Below are 2091 nucleotides of genomic sequence, written 5' to 3' on the forward strand. Positions count from 1 at the left end.
CAAGCTATACAGCAGCATCATTAAAAGTAGTAGATGAAGAAGTAGCAAAAGCAAACGCAATATTAAATAATCCAAATGCAACAGCAGAAGAAGTAGAAAATGCGATAAATGGATTAACAAAAGCAATGGCCGGATTAGAAACTAATTCAACTAACCCTGAAAGTAATGTAAAACCAGGTGATACAAAGGTAAATGCTACTAAGACAGGTGATAATAATCTATCAGGATTATTTATTGAATTAGGAATTATAAGTATGCTTGGAATGCTTGCCTATCGCAGACATAAAAAAGATTAGTATTATATAGAACTATAAAATGGACTTTAATAGTAAACTATTTTATAGTTCTTTTTTTGTTATAAAATAAGGCACTTAACTGATAAGATACACAGTATAATTGCCCATAATTTCTATTATTAACTAGTTCACTTAATCCCTAAATTATTTACTTGTTTAAAAAGTTATTTTATACAACATCCCCTTTTTTAATTATAAAGGATACTTTTATATAAACTAAAAAAACTTTGATTTGAAATCAAAGTTTATAACATTGTTTTTTCATAAATATCAATAATATTTGTTCCTACATGACTAGGTTGATGAGCATCACTAGCAGTTATCATTTCTACACCACGATCTTTAAATATTTTTAATAACTCGTCACTTAACCCTATATCTTTATGATTATATCGATAATAACAACCTGTATTATTTTCCGCTTTAACATGATGCTCTACTAATAAATCCGCCAACTGATGATATGTCGGAACTAAATCATAAGTAGGATAATAATTAAACATCTTAATTGTATCTGGATGTGCTAATTGTGTAAATATATCAGATTTAACAAGTGAAAAAATTAATTCATAATATCTCTTATAAATATCATTAACATCACATTTATTCCATAAAATATCTTTAGAAAAATTCATATCATATAATTTACCATCAATTGAATGAATTGCCCCAACAATAAAATCATAATGATGTTTTTTTAAAATCTTTTTAATATAATCCTCATATTTTGGAACATAACACACTTCCAGCCCAAAAGAGACATCAATAGGTAAATCCATCCCCTTTACTTCTCTAATTAAACGATCATAATCATCTAAACTATCTTTGAACTTCATCTTTTTATTTTCTAACCATTTTTTTTGTAATGGTTCTTCTTTTAGTTCAGTATAAATAGGCTCAAACTCTTTAAAGCGATGTGTGTGATCCAAGATTTGAATTTTAGTTAACTTCTTTTTTATTGCTTCTTCAACAAACTGTAAAACATATTCTTTATTTAATTCCCCATATTCTAAATGCATATGTCCATCAATCATTATTATTCCCCCAATCTTTATTTGATTATATGAAAAAATATTTAAATAGTACAGTAAAATGATAAACTAATCTGTAAATATTATATTTTTAATAACTATAATTAAAAAAGAAAAATGATTCATGATTTGAAGCCTTTTTAAATAGACACTTGAAATAAATGAAGTTTATATTAGATGATCTAGTGATAGTTTATTTTTTATTATACTGTTATTTCTAGTGTGGTTATATTATACTTCTTCTTTTTTTGGTGAATAATGATTTCTTTCTATTTCCTTGACTTTTTTCAATAATTGATTCTCCCTATCCTTCATTTCAAGCTTCTTTTTCAAACATTCATTTTCACACTTTAATAAGATTGACTCATCAACCTCTTCACCACTTTTATGTTTTCTTCATCTATCTAGTAAACCATCTACACCAGTTTTCCCTTACTTATCATAGATTTCTACCCAGCTATATATTCCTCAAACCTAAATCAATAAATTGTGACATTTCTTTTTCCACTTTTAAAATCAAGAACTCCATTAATCCTTTGTTTTATTGAAAATATGCTTTTTCTTCTCATAAGAAAACACCTCCAAAGTATTCAATGTTTTTTATTTACATTATCTACTTTAGAGGCATCATATTATTATTTATAAAGTTCCTTTTTAATTAGATTCATCAATTTATATTTCTTTTCTTCTTTTTTTATTACTATAAAATCCTAGAGCAGCAATTGCTAGTCCTGCTAGTGGATACATCATATTTGTTGTATCTC

At 26.1% G+C, this 2091-nt stretch carries 2 protein-coding genes and 1 pseudogene; 1 reads left to right on the forward strand and 2 read right to left on the reverse strand.

Going from position 1 to position 2091, the window contains the following annotated elements; translation table 11 throughout:
- Positions 1-296, forward strand: a pseudogene (locus tag ACLR9T_RS14065) (hypothetical protein); the annotation flags it as partial.
- A gap of 245 nt (positions 297-541) precedes the next feature.
- Here ACLR9T_RS14065 and ACLR9T_RS14070 read toward each other — a convergent pair.
- Positions 542-1330 (reverse strand): PHP domain-containing protein, encoded by a 789-nt coding sequence (locus ACLR9T_RS14070; protein ID WP_413110106.1) that lies wholly within the window; start codon positions 1328-1330, stop codon positions 542-544.
- Positions 1331-1999: 669 nt separating this feature from the next.
- Positions 2000-2077, reverse strand: coding sequence for an LPXTG cell wall anchor domain-containing protein (locus ACLR9T_RS14075; protein ID WP_413110107.1), 78 nt, complete (start codon positions 2075-2077; stop codon positions 2000-2002).
- Positions 2078-2091: the final 14 nt, after the last annotated feature.

The sequence above is a fragment of the Thomasclavelia sp. genome, from assembly GCF_047249845.1.
Classification (GTDB): Bacteria; Bacillota_I; Bacilli_A; order Erysipelotrichales; family Coprobacillaceae; genus Thomasclavelia.